The sequence below is a fragment of the Desulfobulbus alkaliphilus genome (genome assembly GCF_016918545.1).
Taxonomy (GTDB): domain Bacteria; phylum Desulfobacterota; class Desulfobulbia; order Desulfobulbales; family Desulfobulbaceae; genus Desulfobulbus; species Desulfobulbus alkaliphilus.
In genome coordinates, this window is the sequence record NZ_JAFFQC010000028.1 from 1 (window position 1) to 13,262 (window position 13,262).

Below are 13,262 nucleotides of genomic sequence, written 5' to 3' on the forward strand. Positions count from 1 at the left end.
CTGCCGGGGCATTATCGCCCTGCACTGGATCTTGGTGGCATGGTTGCTGTTCAAACAGAGTCACCCTCCTCCGTAGTAGCTGTTGAATAGTGTATTGACCCCAGGGCTATTTGTGGGGAGTTGACAGATCGAAGATGCCATCTCGTTTCACGAGGGCATCTCGGGAAAAATCCTGGTGGAAAAGATGAATCCCGCCTGGCTGATTTTTTCTGATGGGTTTAACTACAGCAAAATATCATCACTGCTTAAACGGATTCTTGATTTTTTCCTGGCTTTGTTCGGCCTTGTTGTCAGCCTGCCTATTACCGTGATCACGGCGATCCTGATTAAGCTTGAATCGCCAGGGCCGATTTTTTACCGGCAGGAGCGGGTGGGGGCGAAGGGCAGGGTTTTCTCCATTATCAAGTTCCGCTCCATGCGCCAGGACGCGGAGAAAAACGGTGCGGTGTGGGCATGCTCCAACGATGCCCGGGTTACCCGAGTGGGAGGATTTATCCGCAAGGTGCGCATCGATGAAATCCCGCAGATGTGGAATGTGATCAAGGGGGAGATGAGTTTTGTCGGACCTCGGCCGGAGCGACCGGTGTTTGTCGAGCAACTGGTGGATACATTGCCCTATTACGCTCTACGTCATTTTGCCAAGCCGGGCATCACCGGTTGGGCCCAGATCTGTTACCCCTATGGCGCGTCGGAAGAGGATGCCCTGCGAAAACTGGAGTATGATCTGTATTACATCAAGAATCAGTCATTTTTTCTTGATTTGCTCATTGTGTTCAGAACAGTCAAAACCGTGCTTTTTCAAAAAGGGTCACGCTGATTTTTTTACGGATTGCCCCGGGAAATGAAAGCAGGTTGGTGTTGGGATTCGTGCCTCACCCCAACGGGTCTCAATTTTATGCCGGGGTCAATGGATGTCTTTGATTTCCCTTTATGTTTTTCCGCCTGAATCGAACCTGCGTGGGCAAACGATACAGCCGTTTGCCCACCCTACGGAGCATCGGTGTTGATTGCTGTTTGGTCAGTAATATCGTGGGGTTGGTAGGGTGAGCAGGAGTCTTTTTTCCTGCCCACGGCCCACGCGGTATCGTACAATCTCTTTCCCCCGCCTTGAACCATGAGAAAACCAGACAATGTCGCAAGAAATTGACAATCCCCATGACAAATTGATCAAGCAGGTGCTCGGTGAACCGGAAAACGCCGCCAGTTTCCTGGCCGCCAACCTCCCCGCTGAACTGGTGACGCACCTGGATCTTGATAGCCTGGCCGTGGTGCAGACCTCGTTCATCGATGCGCAATTTGCTCAATCCGAAGCGGATTTACTCTTCTCGGTCACTGTTGCCAACCGGCCGGGATACGTGTATCTTTTAATCGAACATCAGAGTAGCCCGGATGGGTGGATGATGCTGCGCCTGCTCAGCCCTGAATCCGTGACGGCGGGCTTCTTGTTTTGGATATATTTGTCTGTAATCAGAGTATAAGTGTAGATACATTTTTCATAAAACGCCTTCACCCGCCGCCCTTCGGGGCGTCCGTCCGCACGCCATCTTTATTGCCCGTAACCGTTCGATAAAGTTTACTTTAATCGAACGGTTACGGACAACAAAGCTGACGCACGGATGAACGCTCACGGATCCAGGGCAGTTACATGGTTCAGGTGTGGAAACGGTTTCAACGAGAGACACCTGGCTGCGAACGGTTGCCGCCCATCATTCCCTTGGTGGTGTTTCATGGCTCCAGGGGCTGGCAGGGGCCAGTGACCTTTGCGGATCTTGTGGATGTGCCTCATCAGTGCTTTCTGCCCTACACGCCGGCCTTTCAATGCAAGCTCTTTGATTTGTCTCCTCATGGCATGGAAGAATTGACCGGTAATGCCATGGTACGGATTTTAAGCGATTTGTTCATCGCCCATGGGTTGCCCGAAAGAGACGGCTTGGGGAAGCTGGAAAAAGCGTTTACAACCTTGAATGAACTCCTGCAGGCTCCAGGGTTTGCTCAATACCTTGAAATCGTATTCCGATATGCCCTGCAGATAGGCGATATCCCCAAAGAACAACTGGGGCGGATGGTCATCGAGACCATTAAAAAACACGATGTGGAGGATTTTCTCATGACCACTTATGAACAATTGAAACAGGAAGGCAGGATGGAAGGCAGGTCAGAAGGTGCCAGCCGGGTGCTGCTCCGCCTGCTTGGGAAAAGATATCCCGAGGGTGCGGATCGGCTCCTGCCTCTGCTTCAGGAGCTGACCCCGGAACAGCAGGATGCCTTGAGCGAGAAGATCCTCGATGCCGTCAGCTTTGAGGAGATTCACGCCTGGCTTACGTCTATCCGGGGTAATTGAAGTTAATCTTGTTGGGGTTCATGCTTTATCCCAATGAATCTCAATCTTCTCCCAGGGTCAATGGATGTCCCTGATTTCCCTTTACGGTTTTTCACCTGAATCGAATCCGCGTGGGCAAACGATACAGCCGTTTGCCCACCCTACCCAGACATCGGTGGTTTTAGGATTTTAGTCAACAATATCGATGGTTTTGTAGGGTGGGCAGGCGTCCTTTTGCCTGCCCACGCGGTATCGTACAATCTCTTTCCCCCGCCTTAAACCATGAGAAAATTACACCATGTCGCAAGAAATCAACAATCCCCATGACAAATTGATCAAGCAGGTTCTCGGTGAACCGGAAAACGCGGCCAGTTTCCTGGCTGCTAATCTGCCTGCCGAACTGGTGACCCACCTGGATCTTGATACCCTGGCCGTGGTGCAGACCTCGTTCATCGATGCGCAATTTACTCAATCCGAGGCGGATTTACTCTTCTCGGTCACGGTTGCCAACCGGCCGGGATACGTGTATCTTTTAATCGAACATCAGAGCAGCCCGGATGGGTGGATGATGCTGCGCCTGCTCAGTTACATGGTTCGGGTGTGGAAACGATTTCAAAGAGAGACACCTGGCTGCGAACGGTTGCCGCCCATCATTCCCTTGGTGGTGTTTCATGGCTCCAGGGGCTGGCAGGGGCCAGTGACCTTTGCGGATCTTGTGGATGTGCCTCATCAGTGCTTTCTACCCTATACACCGGCATTTCATTGCAAGCTCTTTGATTTGTCTCCCCATGGCATGGAAGAATTGACCGGTAATGCCATGGTACGGATTTTAAGCGATTTGTTCATCGCCTATGGGTTGCCCGAAAGAGAAAACCTGGGGAAGCTGGAAAAAGCGTTTACAACCTTGAATGAACTCCTGCAGGCACCAGGGTTTGCCCAATACCTTGAAATCGTATTTCGATATGCCCTGCAGATAGGCGATATCCCCAAAGAACAACTGGGCCGGATGGTCATCGAGACCATAAAAAAACACGATGTGGAGGATTTTCTCATGACCACTTATGAACAATTGAAACAGGAAGGTAGGATGGAAGGCAGGATGGAAGGCAGGATGGAAGGCAGGTCAGAAGGTGCCAGCCGGGTGCTGCTCCGCCTGCTTGGGAAAAGATATCCCGAGGGTGCGGATCGGCTCCTGCCTCTGCTTCAGGAGCTGACCCCGGAACAGCAGGATACGTTGAGCGAGAAAATCCTCGATGCCGTCAGCTTTGAGGAGATTCACGCCTGGCTTACGTCTATCCGGGGTAATTAAAATCACGACGTGATGTTGGGGTACGTGCCTCACCCCCATCTACGGGCTCTTGCTGAGGTAATGCCGGCAAACATCTTAAGGGCGACACCTCGGAACCGCGTGGGCAAACGATATGACCGTTTGCCCACCCTACCCGGGCATCGGTGGTGATTGCTGTTTGGTCAATAATATCGGAGGGTTTGTAAGGGTGGGCAGGCTTCTTTTTGCCTGCCCCCGCGGTATCTCTTGCTTTAATTGCTTGCATCGTGATACAATGAAAGCAATTAAAGCACATGGATGAGGTGAAATCATGCCATCAGTCACTATTAGAAACGTGCCGGATGAGGTTCATCGCGCTTTGCGGGTAAGAGCCGCACAGCATGGCCGAAGCGCCGAAGCTGAAATGCGTGAGATACTGGAAAAAGCCGTCCAGCCGGAAGGAAGGATAAAACTTGGTTCTTTACTTGCCTGCATTGGTCGCAAAATCAATTTGAGCGATGATGAGTTTTTGTTTCTTGAGCAGACCCGAGATAAAACTCCGGCCAAACCTGTGGATTTTGCATGATACTCTTGGATACAAATGTCATTTCCGAGCCGTTGCGTCGTGCTCCTGAAACCCGTGTTATTAACTGGATTGATGCACAATCACTGGAAACGCTCTATTTATCAGCAATCACCGTGGCAGAACTGCGTTGTGGAGTTGCCAATCTTCCCGTTGGCAAGCGACGAGATGAACTGCAAACCAGTCTGGAAAATCAAATTCTGCCGCTGTTTGCCGGACGTGTACGTCCGTTTGATATCGACTGCACAACCGCTTATGCTGAGCTCATGGCAAAAGCCAAATCCGTCGGCGTAGCAATTGCCGCAGCAGATGGATATATTGCGTCTATTGCTGCTACGAACAGATTCAGCGTCGCGACACGAGATGTCAGTCCATTCCAAGCCGCGGGTGTCAACGTTATCAACCCTTGGGATGATTAAAAAGCGAAAAGGGGTCAGGCCTCCAAGTCGTTAAGTTGCCGTAGTGGAGAATTAGGGGTTTCCTCCTGATACCTGGCCTTTATTGGGACCTGAATCCGTGACGGCTGGACTCTTGCTTTGAATATATCTTGCTGTAATCATGTTATAATTACAATAGAATCCTTGACAACACCTTTCACCAGCCGCCCTTCGGGCCATCCGTCCGCACGTCATCTTCATTGCCCGTAACCGTCCGATAAAGTGTACTTTAATCGAACGGCCACGAACAACGAAGCTGACGCACGGACGAACGCTCACGGATTCAGGTGGGAAATAATAAGGTCATTCAAGGTACGTATTGTCAAGGATGTCCGTATGTTTCCAACCATGCACCGATTTTTGCCAACAAACCAGGACCTCTTTCCCATGGCTGTGAAAATCAACACGATGGATCCGGATCCCAAGGATTGAATATCTGGACACCTGTCCCTTTAAAATCATCGACATTGCGAGTGACAACTGCCATACCGTGAACCAAGGCTGTGGCCGCGATCAGTCCATCCCGGATCGGATGAGGGTTCGGAACGTGTAATTTTGCGCTCTGGAGAGCGACCGCCAGGTCGATCGGCAGAATACGGCCCGCAAAGGCTGGGAGAACATGGCTGTCAAGCCAGATCCTGAAAATGGCCCCTTTTTCCGGATCACGTCGTTCGGCAAGAAGTACCCCGATCTCTAATTCCTGAATTGTTACCACTGAAAGATAGAGGTCGGGCGTGTCGACGCTATCAGCCCATTGAGCAACATTTTCATCAGCCTTGCCGAGGCGGACTTTCCTCAGCTCGGAGACTACATTCGTGTCAAGAATGAACATTACAAAAGCTCAGCAGTACGTGGGACCTCACCAGACCGGGGGATTTCCAACTCAAGGTCTTCGCTGCCGGGCATGGCCAGAAGATCGGCAATCTTCTGCCTGCTCCCGGAAAGCTGTTGATACTCTTTCATGCTCAAAAGAACATGGGCCGGCCGGCCTCTGTCGGTGATAAACACCGGGCCATTATTTGCGGCCTTTTTTGCCTCGCTGATATGTTGATTGAATTCACGGCTGGATATTGTTGTGATAGGCATAATGCACCTCCTTTTGGATTTTCATGTAGTAACATTGCTACATGCGCTGCCATTGTGCAAGGAAATAGTACAATATACGGGGTCAGACCACCTAGTTGCCATGCCAGCAGGTGGAAACAGGCTTGGATGCTAGTTTCTTATCAGGACACGAGCGCACCCACGAGCCAAGAGTTGTAGGGTGGGCAGGCGTCTTTTTGCCTGCCCACGCGGTAGCTGTTTCTCAATCCAATCGCCGGACGGCATCAATGTATATTTCCTTATCGCGCCGAGGGCCAACCGCCAGAACATAAACAAAAACCTTGGTGGCGACGACGCGGTATACCACCCGGTAGTCGCCGACTCTCAGTTTACGGAAACCGGCCAGGTTCTGGGAAAGCGGGGCACCGAACTGCAACGGTGCTTGCGTGAGCTTTACGTTAATTGCCCGCATCACCCGGCGGGCTGCTGCCGGGCCGATGCTTTCCAGATCTCCGGCCACATCCCGATGGTAGAGTATGGTCCAACGCATCAGGCAAATTTGTTCATCATTTCTTCATGGGAGATACCTTCAGCCGGTTCAAAGGTATGCAGGCGGGCCAAGGCCAGGGCGGCGAGGCGCAAATCTTCCATTTCCTCTTCCATGGCCTCGTAGGCATCGATGGACATGAGTATAGCCTTGGGAGCATTGTTTTTCAGGATAACAAATCGATCTGTGTCGCCTTTTTCCAGGGCTTCAAGGGTAACGGACGTCTTTTTTGCGAGTGCAGTTGCTGATAAGTAATCTTTCGCGCGCATAATTTTCCCTTTTCTTTGTGCGTTATTTTGCACATAATAAGCTGATTTCATGGTGGTGTCAACGAGCAGAATGGGGTCAGGCCTCCAAGTTGTTAAGTTGCCTGTTTTGTTCACTGCTGAAGGGTGATATTTTGCATCCGCGTGGGCAAACGATACGGCCGTTTGCCCACCCGTAATAAGGGGTAATAAGAGGTCAAGTCTGCTTTTGGCTTTTTTGTCACGGAAGAGGGGGCAGAAAGATAATGTGAGATGGTGGGGTTCGTGCCTCACCACCAACCTACGGCCTGGTTTCCATGGAGGGTGTTGACCTTTATGCAGCTCGAACGCCCGGTATTGCGGATGACTTCCAGGCAGATTTCCATCGCGTTGCAAATATTAGACAAAACGGTTGTCCTCTGCTAAAATTCAAATTATCCATTTTTTGTTCGCGAAGGTTGCTAATGGCCAGTTTTTCTCCCAACCTCTCCATCTTGCCTCCGCCGCAATTGCAGCTTTAGCCCGAGCTAGACGCCACACCTGGTTATTGTATGTTCAACGGCCGGAAGGAGGATGGCATACACCATGAAACCTTTGCCAACCACATCCGAACTCTTGAAAGTTGCTCGTCGTGTTGTCTGGTTCAAAGAACCGGAGGAGGCTTTAGCCGAGCCGGTGCATTTCCTTGCCCATGTGATGACGTATGGGACTGTCGAAGATCTCCAGGCCTTGCAGGGTGTTGTCGGGATGGAAGATTTTCGCGAAGTTCTGGAGAAGGCCCCCGCCGGTGTATTTGATGCCAGGTCATGGGCCTACTGGAATCTCAAATGCGGGCGTGTTCCTTGTCCCCCTCTTCCTGTGCGGCAGGGTCTGCAACCCATTCGCCCTTTGTCGTGACTATCGATGATGAAGGATAGTGTGTACCATGGAACCGCGTGGGCAAACGATACGGCCGTTTGCCCACCCTACGCGGGCATCGGTGGGGATAGATTTTTGGTTAATAATATCTGGTAAATAGAGATTTCCCCTGCTATCGCACGTAAACTTTTTCGAAGTATGGAAAAACAAGGGCAGCGAGAATGGAAAAAGAAAAAATTATCGACACTCTGCGTATGTATAAAAAAGAACGAGCCGATCATTACGGTATCATAACCATCGGTATTTTTGGTTCGACAGCACGGGGTGATGCTCGTGAGAAGAGTGATGTGGATATTGTCCTCCGTATCCGGGAACCCGACCTGTTCATGCTTTTAGGAATAAAGGAAGAATTAGAAGAAAGACTCCATCGTCCGGTTGATATTGTTACCTATGGAGACAATATGAACCTTTTCCTCAAAAAAAGAATCGACGAGGAGGCAGTGTATGTATGACCAGGAACTCTGCTTGGAAATCCTTCGGCAGATAGAAGGGGCCGCAATCAAGATCTGTGATCGTTTCCAGGTGATACACCAACCATCCGACTTCACTGATAATCCAGCTGGAGTCGAAAAATTGGACTCCATCTGCATGATGTTGATCGTTATAGGAGAGTCACTGAAAAATCTCGAAAAAGTCACCGGAGGAAAGCTCCTTGCGAAATATCCTCAAATTGATTGGAAAAAAGCTATGGGTATGCGCGATATCATTACTCACCATTATGCGGATATCCATGCGGAAACTATTTTTTTTACGTGCCAACGTAAAATTCCTCCACTCCTTGAAACAGTGAGAAAAATGACCCGAGATCTGCGGTGAACTGACGATGCTTTTGAATCGTTTTCAGGTTTGGGCTAACTTGCACAGGCTCTGGGATCTGCCCAATACCTTAAAGGCGACACCTTGCATCTGCGTGGGCAAACGATACGGCCGTTTGCCCACCCTACCGAAGTATCGTTGGGGGTATATTTTTAGTCAATAATATCGAGGGGTTTGTAGGGTGGGTAGGCGTCTTTTTGTCTGCCCACGCGGTGGTATAATCATCCTATTGGGGCAATATGTCGCATTCGTTATCTGTTGAATATTCGGAGAGCTTGCTGGTTCATTTCCGTCGGGCCGAGGTTTTGCGGACAGAAGCTGTTGGCTTGACCGCCATCGATTTGAACAGTCGTCAATTATGTGATCTTGAATTGCTGCTGAACCGGGGTTTCTACCCCTTGAACGGGTATCTGGGGCCTGATGATTATAATCGGGTGCTGGAAGAGATGCGCCTGACCGATGGCACGGTATGGCCCATGCCGATCAGTCTGGATGTCTCCGAGGCGGTGGCTTCGCGGCTGCAAACCGGGCAGCGGGTGGCCTTGAACGATGAAGAGGGTTTTCTGCTGGCGATTTTGACGGTGGGTTCGATCTGGCGGCCGGATAAAGCCCATGAAGCGGAGCTTGTGTACGGCACGCGAGATGCGGAACAGCACCCTGGAGTGCAGGCGCTGTATCACAAAACCAGGGAATGGTATGTCAGCGGCCAGGTTGAAGGACTAGCCTTGCCCATTCATCATGATTTCCGTACCCTGCGGGCGACCCCGGCGGAGACCCATCGGCGTTTTACCCAGTACGGCTGGCGGCGGGTGCTGGGTTTTCACTCCCGTGATTATCTCCATTGCGCCCATCGGGAAATGGTATTGGCCGCGGCCCGTGACATCAACGCCAACATTTTCATTCAGCCGGTTGCCGGCCTGGATCATCCCGGTAATCGCGCCCATTACACCCAGGTGCATTGCTACCAGGAATTTGTCAAGCAGTTCCCGGCCAACATGATTTTTCTCGGTCTTCTCGTGCTTGCCGACCGCTTTGCCGGCCCGCGGGAAGCGCTCTGGCATGCCATCATCCGCAAAAATTACGGCTGCAGCCATTTCATGGTGGCTGGCGACCATGGCGATCCCTTTGCCCATTTCGGGGACAAGCTTTTTTATCCTCTGGGAGCGGCTCAGCAGTTGGTGGCGGACAGGGCCGCCGAGACCGGGGTCGAGATGGTGCCGGAACGGGCCATGGGCTATGACGAGGACAAGGCCCAGTATGTTTTCCTGGATGCGGCCGGTGCGGATTCCGCAGTGAAAACCATCACTTCCCAGGAGTTGAAGCGACGTTTGCAATGGGGACTGGAAATACCGGCCTGGTATTCTTTTACCGGTGTCATCGATGTGCTGCGCCGGGCCTTCCCGCCTCGATCCCGGCAGGGGTTCACGGTGTTTTTGACCGGTTTGTCCGGGTCGGGCAAGTCGACCATCGCCAAGGTGCTCATGGTGCGGTTCATGGAAATGAATGATCGACCGGTGACCCTGCTGGATGGGGATATTGTCCGCAAGAATTTGTCGTCCGAGTTGAATTTCAGCGAAGAGCACCGCAATCTCAATGTGACCAGGATCGGCTTTGTTGCCAGTGAGATCACCAAGAACGGCGGTATAGCGTTGTGTGCGCCCATTGCCCCGTATGAGGCCTCTCGGGCAGCTAATAGGGAGTTGATCAGCCGGTATGGCGGGTATATCGAGGTCTATGTGTCCACCCCGCTGGCGGTATGCGAACAACGGGATCGCAAAGGGTTATATGCCAAGGCGCGCCAGGGGTTGGTCAAGGGGGTGACCGGAATTTCGGATCCGTATGTGCCGCCGGTTAATCCCGAGTTGACCATTGATACCAGCACCATGACCCCGGCGGAGGCGGTGCAGGAGATTTTGCTGTATCTGGAAGAACAGGGGTTTGTGGCGTAGGGGGTTGGGGAGGGTATACACGCGTGGGCAAACGATACAGCCGTTTGCCCACCGAAGTATTGATGTTTATATGAAACTTCTCTCTGCCACAGGAAATTAGGGACACTTCCCCTATTTCTCCTTTTCTTTGCAGAAAAGGAGAAATAGGGGAAGTGTCCCTAATTTCCTAATTTCCTAGGGGAAGTGTCCCTAATTTCCTAATTTCCTAGGGGAAGTGTCCCTAATTTCTGCATCCGGTTCCGCTGCCGTGCGGAACCGGATGGACACGAGCGAAAATCACTCGTCAATGGTAATATTGTCTTTTATTCTTTCCAGGGTTTTGTCGCCGATACCGCTGACCTTGGTGAGATCGGCAACGGATTTGAAGTCGCCGTTCACGGTGCGGTACTCGATGATGGATTCAGCCTTGACCTGTCCGATTCCTGGCAGGGTAGCCAACTCATCGCCATTGGCGGTGTTGATGTTGACTCTGGCAAATCCAGCGGTTGCCAGGAAAAGTACGAGCATCAGGGCCACGATCAACTTTTTCATACCTGTCTCCTTTGGTGGTTTTTGTTGCAAAGCAAGGTTAATGTTCTTTACATGATAGGCCTCGTAAAAAAGGAATGTCAAATGCATCTCAGTGCTTAACAGGCTGAAATCACCCATCAATAGTACGAGATTTGTTCTGCTGCAGGCAATTTGGGGTTTTCATTTTTTTTATTTTTTTCTGTGTGATGTTTGGGAAATTAGGGAAATCAGGGACACTTCCCCTATTTCTCCTTTCTTTTGGAGAAATAGGGGAAGTGTCCCTAATTTCTTCTTTCTTTTGGAGAAATAGGGGAAGTGTCCCTGATTTCCTCTGTTGGTACTGATTATGAATTTGAAACGTATCCTGCCCATCTTTCTGCTCACGGCCTTGCAGGTTTCCTGCGCGCCGCAGTATTACCAGGGTCCGGTCACGGATCATTTTGATGGCGTCCGGTTTGCCAATCCCGGGTCCCCCATGGATAAAAATTATTTTGATCTGCTGAAATGGATGGTGAACCGTGATAAACAGCCATGGCCGCCGTACCGGGAATTGGAATACACCGATAAACCACCGGCCCTGGTTGAGGGTGATCTGCTGCGGGTTTCCTTTGTCGGTCATGTGACCCTGCTACTCCAGACCCAGGGACTCAATATTCTCACCGATCCGGTATGGTCGGACCGGGCCAGTCCTTTTTCCTGGGCCGGACCCAGGCGGGTGTATCCACCAGGGATCCGTTTTGAAGATCTGCCGCCGGTGGATCTGGTTCTGATCAGCCACAACCATTACGATCATCTTGATCTGGCCACCATTGCCACTATCTGGCACCGGGATCAGCCCCGGATCATTGTCCCCCTGGGCAACGACACCATCATCCACGCCCGTATTCCAGAGGCCGTGGTGGAGGCGTATGATTGGGGCGACCGGGTGGAGGTGGCCCCTGAAGTCACCGTGTACCTGGAGCCCATGCACCACTGGTCGGCCCGCGGTCTGTTTGACCGCAACCGGGCCCTGTGGGCTGCCTTTGTCATTACCACGCCCGGAGGCAATTTGTACTTTGTCGGGGACTCCGGCTACGGCGAAGGTAAAAATTTCCGGGCCGCTCGGGAGAAATTCGGGACCTTTCGGTTGGCTGTTCTGCCCATCGGTTCCTATGAACCCCGCTGGTTCATGGGCTCCAACCACATGAATCCGGAGGAAGCGGTCCTGGCCTACCAATTGTTGGGGGCTCCCTTGACGATTCCCATCCATTATAACACCTTTCAACTGACAGATACCGGATATGAGGCACCCTTGCGGGATCTGCAGACTGCCATGGAGGAGTACCAGGTACCTGAGGGTCGTTTTCGCGCAATGAAGGTAGGGGAGCATTGGTGGGTCCCCTGATGCGGGAACCTAAAATTAGGGACACTTCCCCTATTTCTCCTTTTTTTTCGGGAAAAAGAGAAATAGGGGAAGTGTCCCTAATTTTAGGAAGTATTTTTGGTGAATTTATCGGCAATCCCCTTTACCATCCAACTGGAGAGTGTCCATTTCCCGCCTTGTTTGCGCTGTTTCTTTTTGAACCGATTGGAGTTATGAATATTGTTGTGGCCATACCTGGACAACCGATACACTGTCGGTACCAACGACCTGTTCCTGCAAATGGACCAGGGGCCTGGGGGGGCCGGTAAGCGTGAACCATACACGGTACATTCAAGCCGGTTGCCTGGTGCTGATGTTGATCGGCACCCCTTTTTTTTTCATTGGCGGCCCCGGTTATTATAGTTCACGATCGTTCCAGGCTGCCTGGAACCTCGGGCATGTCCTCTTTTTTTTCCTCTTTTCCCTCTGGCTCTTTGAACAGCTCAGGGGCAGGAAGTATGTATGGTCTCGGGCCAAGAGTTTTGTGTATGTGTTTGTGGTTGTTTTCCTGGTCGGTCTGCTGGTGGAGTATCTGCAGTTGCTGGTCAACGGCCGTGCTCCCGATCCTTTTGATCTGCTCCGTAACCAATTGGGCTGCCTGCTGGCTTTTGCCCTGGTGACCCGTCCACCGCTTTTCAGTCGGCACAGGTGGCAAGTCCTGTTCAGAGGTGTAGTTCTGGTTTTGTTGGCCATAACTTTGTGGCCGCTGACCAAAGCGGTGTTTGACGAACGCCTGGCCGTGGCCCAGTTTCCAGTGCTGTCCGATTTTGAGACACCCTTTGAACGATTTCGCTGGATGGATCCCCGTCAGCTCCGGGAGGAAAAGGAACAGGTCCGCCACGGGAGAAAATCGGTGCGGGTCCAATTGTCCACCGCCAAATACTCGGGTGTCTCGCTGTTTCATTTTCCCGGCGACTGGCGTGGGTATCAAACCCTGCATTTCAGCGTCTATAACCCCCTGACGGAGAATCTTGAACTCCATTGCCGGGTGCATGATCTCCTCCACCGAACCAGCGGCGCCGGTTTTCATGATCGTTTCAACCAGCGCTTTTCTCTGGCCCCGGGATGGAACGATCTGGTCGTTTCCCTGGAAGCAGTGAAAAATGCCCCCAGGGAACGGAGCATGGATATGAGCCGTATCCATGGATTTGGTCTTTTTGTAGTTCAGCAGCCTGATCCACTGGCCTTGTATCTGGATCATGTGTATCTCAGCAGGTAAATAGC

The 13,262-nt window shown here is 51.7% G+C and carries 17 protein-coding genes; 12 read left to right on the forward strand and 5 right to left on the reverse strand.

The features are described from left to right. Positions 1-139: 139 nt before the first annotated feature. The 6 genes from JWG43_RS13515 to JWG43_RS13540 all read left to right on the forward strand — a co-directional run bounded on the left by JWG43_RS13515 (position 140) and on the right by JWG43_RS13540 (position 4,589). Positions 140-817, forward strand: a complete 678-nt coding sequence (locus tag JWG43_RS13515; protein WP_338033272.1) for an exopolysaccharide biosynthesis polyprenyl glycosylphosphotransferase — start codon at positions 140-142, stop codon at positions 815-817. Between the two features lie 313 nt (positions 818-1,130). After that, entirely contained in the window at positions 1,131-1,478 is a 348-nt protein-coding gene (locus JWG43_RS13520) for an Rpn family recombination-promoting nuclease/putative transposase (protein WP_205243474.1), read from the forward strand. 167 nt (positions 1,479-1,645) lie between these two features. Continuing rightward, positions 1,646-2,341: an Rpn family recombination-promoting nuclease/putative transposase gene (locus JWG43_RS13525; protein WP_205243475.1), complete on the forward strand. Its 696-nt coding sequence runs from the start codon at positions 1,646-1,648 to the stop codon at positions 2,339-2,341. Between the two features lie 277 nt (positions 2,342-2,618). Further along, complete coding sequence (locus JWG43_RS13530; RefSeq protein WP_205243476.1) at positions 2,619-3,629, forward strand: Rpn family recombination-promoting nuclease/putative transposase; 1,011 nt, start codon at positions 2,619-2,621, stop codon at positions 3,627-3,629. 289 nt (positions 3,630-3,918) lie between these two features. Further along, the gene (locus JWG43_RS13535) at positions 3,919-4,173 is read left to right on the forward strand and encodes a FitA-like ribbon-helix-helix domain-containing protein (protein WP_205243477.1); all 255 of its coding nucleotides are present in this window, start codon (positions 3,919-3,921) and stop codon (positions 4,171-4,173) included. Beyond that, positions 4,170-4,589 (forward strand): type II toxin-antitoxin system VapC family toxin, encoded by a 420-nt coding sequence (locus JWG43_RS13540; protein ID WP_205243478.1) that lies wholly within the window; start codon positions 4,170-4,172, stop codon positions 4,587-4,589. Before JWG43_RS13535 ends, JWG43_RS13540 begins: the two co-directional genes overlap by 4 nt. Positions 4,590-5,007: 418 nt before the next feature. On the opposite strand, the gene JWG43_RS13545 is transcribed toward JWG43_RS13540, so the two are convergent. The 4 genes from JWG43_RS13545 to JWG43_RS20060 form a co-directional block, all read right to left on the reverse strand. Beyond that, positions 5,008-5,439 carry a type II toxin-antitoxin system VapC family toxin gene (locus JWG43_RS13545; protein WP_205243479.1) on the reverse strand — a complete coding sequence of 144 codons (432 nt, stop codon included), beginning with the start codon at positions 5,437-5,439 and terminating at the stop codon, positions 5,008-5,010. Continuing rightward, on the reverse strand, positions 5,439-5,693 hold the full coding sequence (locus tag JWG43_RS13550; RefSeq protein WP_205243480.1) for a type II toxin-antitoxin system Phd/YefM family antitoxin: 255 nt from the start codon (positions 5,691-5,693) through the stop codon (positions 5,439-5,441). Before JWG43_RS13550 ends, JWG43_RS13545 begins: the two co-directional genes overlap by 1 nt. Before the next feature lie 220 nt (positions 5,694-5,913). Continuing rightward, positions 5,914-6,201 (reverse strand): type II toxin-antitoxin system RelE family toxin, encoded by a 288-nt coding sequence (locus JWG43_RS13555; RefSeq protein ID WP_205243481.1) that lies wholly within the window; start codon positions 6,199-6,201, stop codon positions 5,914-5,916. Continuing rightward, positions 6,201-6,737, reverse strand: a complete 537-nt coding sequence (locus JWG43_RS20060) for a type II toxin-antitoxin system Phd/YefM family antitoxin (protein WP_338033270.1) — start codon at positions 6,735-6,737, stop codon at positions 6,201-6,203. The genes JWG43_RS13555 and JWG43_RS20060 overlap by 1 nt, the downstream gene beginning before the upstream one ends. A gap of 291 nt (positions 6,738-7,028) precedes the next feature. Between JWG43_RS20060 and JWG43_RS13565 the strand changes: the two genes are divergently transcribed. The 4 genes from JWG43_RS13565 to JWG43_RS13580 all read left to right on the forward strand — a co-directional run bounded on the left by JWG43_RS13565 (position 7,029) and on the right by JWG43_RS13580 (position 10,126). Then, a complete protein-coding gene (locus JWG43_RS13565) occupies positions 7,029-7,340 on the forward strand; it encodes a hypothetical protein (RefSeq protein ID WP_205243482.1) in 312 nt (103 codons plus the stop codon). Between the two features lie 182 nt (positions 7,341-7,522). After that, positions 7,523-7,813, forward strand: coding sequence for a nucleotidyltransferase family protein (locus JWG43_RS13570; RefSeq protein WP_205243483.1), 291 nt, complete (start codon positions 7,523-7,525; stop codon positions 7,811-7,813). Beyond that, a complete protein-coding gene (locus tag JWG43_RS13575) occupies positions 7,806-8,177 on the forward strand; it encodes a HepT-like ribonuclease domain-containing protein (RefSeq protein WP_205243484.1) in 372 nt (123 codons plus the stop codon). Before JWG43_RS13570 ends, JWG43_RS13575 begins: the two co-directional genes overlap by 8 nt. Positions 8,178-8,416: 239 nt before the next feature. After that, positions 8,417-10,126 (forward strand): bifunctional sulfate adenylyltransferase/adenylylsulfate kinase, encoded by a 1,710-nt coding sequence (locus tag JWG43_RS13580; RefSeq protein ID WP_205243485.1) that lies wholly within the window; start codon positions 8,417-8,419, stop codon positions 10,124-10,126. A 276-nt stretch (positions 10,127-10,402) separates the two neighbouring features. Here JWG43_RS13580 and JWG43_RS13585 read toward each other — a convergent pair whose 3' ends face one another. Beyond that, on the reverse strand, positions 10,403-10,657 hold the full coding sequence (locus tag JWG43_RS13585) for a ComEA family DNA-binding protein (RefSeq protein ID WP_205243486.1): 255 nt from the start codon (positions 10,655-10,657) through the stop codon (positions 10,403-10,405). Positions 10,658-10,982: 325 nt separating this feature from the next. On the opposite strand from JWG43_RS13585, the gene JWG43_RS13590 reads away from it, so the two are divergent. Then, a complete protein-coding gene (locus JWG43_RS13590; RefSeq protein WP_205243487.1) occupies positions 10,983-12,020 on the forward strand; it encodes an MBL fold metallo-hydrolase in 1,038 nt (345 codons plus the stop codon). Between the two features lie 289 nt (positions 12,021-12,309). Further along, positions 12,310-13,257, forward strand: coding sequence for a VanZ family protein (locus JWG43_RS13595; protein WP_205243488.1), 948 nt, complete (start codon positions 12,310-12,312; stop codon positions 13,255-13,257). Positions 13,258-13,262 lie beyond the last annotated feature (5 nt).